Below are 3,483 nucleotides of genomic sequence, written 5' to 3'. Positions count from 1 at the left end.
ACCTGCACGCCGGGGAAGTCGTCCTTGCCGAGCTTGCTGAACTCGGGGTGGTTGGCCTGCACCACGACGGCATCCACCTGGTCACCGTCGGTGTACGGGCTCAGGTTCAGCGTGGCCAGCTCGTCGGCGGTGTACATCGGGTCGCTGACGGTGGCCTGGGCGCCGCGGGCGGAGAGGATCTGGAAGGTGGGGAAGACGCCGCTGAAGGCGGTCTCCTTCACCTTGCCGCGGTAGGAGGCGCCCAGGATCAGCACCTTCTTGCCCTCCAGGCCGCCCAGGGCACCCTCGACCAGGGTGACGGCATGCTCGGGCATGGTCATGTTCGCCTCGCGCGCGGTGCGCACGATGGTGGCGTCGGGGTCGGTGTACAGGTAGAGCCGCGGGTAGACCGGGATGCAGTGGCCGCCGACGGCGATGCCGGGCAGGTGGATGTGGCTGTAGGGCTGCGAGTTGGAGGCCTTGATCACCTTGAAGACGTCGATGCCGTTCTTCTCGGCGAACTTGCCGAACTGGTTGGCCAGGCCGATGTTCACGTCGCGGTAGGTGGTCTCGGCCAGCTTGGCCATCTCGGCCGCCTCGGCGGTGCCCATGTCCCACACGCCATTGGGGGTGTCCAGGTCCGGGCGGACGTCGAAGTCCAGCACCTGCTGGTAGAACTCGATCGCCTTCTGGGTGCCCTCCTCGGACAGGCCACCGACCAACTTGGGGTACTTGCGCAGGTCCTCGAAGACCCGGCCGGTGAGCACCCGCTCGGGGCTGAAGACCAGGTGGAAGTCGGTGCCCTCGGTCAGGCCAGAGATCTGTTCGATCATCGGCTTCCACCGGTTGCGGGTGGTGCCGACCGGCAGGGTGGTCTCGTACGAGATCAGGGTGCCGGGGGTGAGGTGCTCACTGAAGCTCTTGGTGGCGGCCTCCATCCAGGCGAAGTCGGGCTGCCAGGTCTCGTCGTTGACGAACAGCGGGACGACGATCACGATCGCGTCGATGCCCGGGATGGCCGAGGAGTAGTCCGTGGTGGCCTTCAGATTGCCCGCGGGCACCAGCTCGGCCAGCTTCTCGCCCAGGTGGGCCTCACCGGGGAAGGGCTCCTGCCCCGCGTTGATGGTGTCCACGACGCGCTGCTGCACATCGACGCCGAAGACCTCATGGCCCTTGGACGCGAACTGGACGGCGAGCGGCAGGCCGATCTTGCCCATACCGATGACGGCGATCTTCATGATGTCCCTTTCTGCGGCGCATCCGAAGCGCCGGAAAACTTCCGAAATTCTAGAGGGCCACACGGCCCGGGCAAGGGCGTGTGGGGCGCTCCACACGCAATGCGAAGCGCCCCACACCCTGACAATCAGCTACTCAGTTGATCGCGACGAACTGGTTGGTCTTCGAGCTCTCGATCATCGCTTCGCAGACCTGCACGACGCGGGCGCCCTGCTCCAGGGTGACGATGTCCGCCTCCTTGCCCAGCACCGCGTCACGGAAGTTCTCGTGCTCCAGCCGCAGCGGCTCCGGCTTCGGGATGGCGAACCGGGTGACGTCACCCTCGGACACGCCACGGAACTGGGCCAGATCCTCCCAGGTCTCGTGGGCGGTGCCATTGCCGTAGAAGGTCAGGTCGGCGGTCAGGGTGTCCGCGACGAACATGCCCTTCTCACCGGTCACGATGCACAACCGCTCCTTGGTGGGCGTCAACCAGTTCACCAGGTGATTGCTCATCAGCCCACCCGACAACTGGCAGGTGGCCGAGACCATGTCCTCGTACTGCCGGCCCGACTTGAACATCGAACGAGCCGCGACCAACTCGTAGTCACGCTGGGTCACCCACGCGGTCAGGTCGATGTCATGCGAACCCAGGTCCTTGATCACACCCACATCGGCGATCCGGTTCGGGAACGGCCCCTGACGACGCGTCGCCACCTGGTACAAATCGCCCAGCTCACCAGCCTCCAGCCGCTTGCGCAGGTTCTGCAGGGCGGCGTTGTAACGCTCGATGTGCCCGACAGCACCCACCAGACCCTTGGCCTTGAACAACTCCGCCAGACCCTTGGCCGAACCGGTGTCCTTGGCCAACGGCTTCTCGACCAGCGCATGCACCCCGGCCTCGGCCAGCTTGGTACCGATCTCGTCGTGGTAGATCGTCGGCGCGGCCACGACGCAGTAGTCCAGCCCCACCTCGATCAACTCGTCGATCGAACCCTTGACCTCCAGGTTCCCAGCAACACCATGCGGGTCACCCATCGCGTCCGCGACACCAACCAGGTCAACCCCGTCGATGGCACGCAGGTTACGGGCATGGTGGCGGCCCATCATGCCCAGGCCGATCAGGCCTGCACGAAGATTCGCCATGCTCACGCACCAGCCTTGGCCAGGGTGTTCACGGCGTTGACGATCCGCTCCAGGTCGGCCTGGCCCAACGACGGGTGCACCGGCAGCGACAGGCACTCCAGCGCGGCCTTCTCCGTCTCCGGCAGCTCCACCGGGCTCTGGAAGGGCGCCAGACGGTGGTTGGGAACCGGGTAGAACATGCCCGAGCCCACACCGAACTGCTCCTTCAACGCGGCCGAGAAACCGTCGCGATCCTCGGGCACGCGGATCGTGTACTGGTGGTACACGTGCACCGCACCCTCGGCAACCGGCGGCGGGGTGACACCCTGCAGGTTCTCCGAGAGGAACTTCGCATTCGCCTGACGCTGCTTGGTCCAACCATCCACCTTGGTCAGCTGCACCCGGCCGATCGCGGCATGCACATTGGTCATCCGGTTGTTCAGCCCGACGACCTCATTGTGGTACTGCTGCAACATGCCCTGATTGCGGTACAGGCGGCACTTGCGCTCCACCTCCGCATCAGCGACGGTGATCATGCCACCCTCACCCGAGGTCATGTTCTTCGTCGGGTACAGGCTGAACGCACCAAAGGTGCCGAAAGCACCCACCGGCGTGCCGTCCAGCGAGGCACCGTGCGCCTGCGCAGCATCCTCGAACAACTGCAGACCGTGCTTGTCGGCCAGCTCCTGCAGGGCCTTCATGTTGGCCGGATGCCCGTACAGGTGCACCGGCATGATCGCCTTGGTCCTGTCCGTGATCGACGCCTCGACACTCTTCGGATCCAGGCAGAAGCTGTCAGGCTCGATGTCCGCGAAGACCGGGGTGGCACCCGTCAACGCCACCGAGTTGGCAGTCGCGGCGAAGGTGAACGACGGGACAATGACCTCATCACCCGCAGCGATACCCGAGCTCAACAGACCAATGTGCAACGCCGAGGTACCCGAGTTCACCGCAACAGCCTGCCGACCGGGGGTGAAATGAGCAGCAAACTCCGTCTCGAAATCGGCAACCTCCTGCCCCTGGGCCAGCATGCCGGTGCGCATCACCCGGGTGACCGCCTCGATCTCTTCCTCGCCGACGATCGGCCTGGCCGGCGGGATGAATGCTTCAGTCACTTGGTTTCCTCCGAATCAGTGCTGGCGGACCCTTCGGCCACCAGGGTCA

3 protein-coding genes are annotated in these 3,483 nt (G+C 65.2%); all 3 read right to left on the bottom strand.

What is annotated here, in order from left to right; translation table 11 throughout:
- A partial coding sequence (locus AAEX57_RS16105) for a nucleotide sugar dehydrogenase (protein ID WP_342093311.1) occupies nucleotides 1–1,217 on the bottom strand: 1,217 nt, incomplete at its 3' end.
- A 133-nt stretch (nucleotides 1,218–1,350) separates the two neighbouring features.
- Nucleotides 1,351–2,340 (bottom strand): Gfo/Idh/MocA family protein, encoded by a 990-nt coding sequence (locus tag AAEX57_RS16100; protein ID WP_342097815.1) that lies wholly within the window; start codon nucleotides 2,338–2,340, stop codon nucleotides 1,351–1,353.
- Between the two features lie 2 nt (nucleotides 2,341–2,342).
- Nucleotides 2,343–3,434, bottom strand: a complete 1,092-nt coding sequence (locus AAEX57_RS16095; RefSeq protein WP_342093313.1) for a DegT/DnrJ/EryC1/StrS family aminotransferase — start codon at nucleotides 3,432–3,434, stop codon at nucleotides 2,343–2,345.
- Nucleotides 3,435–3,483: the final 49 nt, after the last annotated feature.

The organism is Luteococcus sp. H91 (assembly GCF_038433135.1).
Classification (GTDB): domain Bacteria; phylum Actinomycetota; class Actinomycetes; order Propionibacteriales; family Propionibacteriaceae; genus Luteococcus.
This window is presented reverse-complemented; position numbering and strand designations above follow the sequence as displayed.

Excerpts from the sequence above, each read along its gene's own strand:
- AAEX57_RS16100 (WP_342097815.1), bottom strand. The coding sequence starts at position 2,340 with ATGGCGAATCTTCGTGCAGGCCTGATCGGCCTGGGCATGATGGGCCGC.